This window comes from Rhizobium ecuadorense (genome assembly GCF_001187535.1).
Taxonomy (GTDB): domain Bacteria; phylum Pseudomonadota; class Alphaproteobacteria; order Rhizobiales; family Rhizobiaceae; genus Rhizobium; species Rhizobium ecuadorense.
In genome coordinates this window covers 1-265 of record NZ_LFIO01000126.1, presented here as the reverse complement: position 1 = coordinate 265, position 265 = coordinate 1, and the positions used below count along the sequence as shown (strand labels likewise).

Annotated in this window: 1 protein-coding gene; it reads left to right on the top strand. The window is 57.0% G+C overall.

Annotated elements, in window-relative coordinates; translation table 11 throughout:
• Positions 1-26: 26 nt before the first annotated feature.
• Positions 27-265, top strand: a 239-nt coding sequence (locus tag AF337_RS04250; RefSeq protein ID WP_152970894.1) for a hypothetical protein, incomplete at its 3' end; no start/stop codon positions are given.

Here is a 265-nt window from a genome sequence, read left to right as displayed (position 1 = left end):
CGCCAACATAGAAAAGTCTGTCCATAATGTTCACCCTTTTGAAGTTGCGTCACCAAGCCCTGGTCTCCGCGACGCCGAGTGTGCCGTTTGGCAATCAAGCGAAAAGCTTGATCGAATGGGGAAAATTTACCGGCCACGCGCTCTGGTCGGTAGCCGGCGAAAATGAGAACCAGCCTCTCGATACGCATCACGCGGATCGTGAAACGGTGCTGTATCGCGGGGGGGGGGCCGGTATGCGTGTGCAACGCTTCGAAGCGGTCATCGC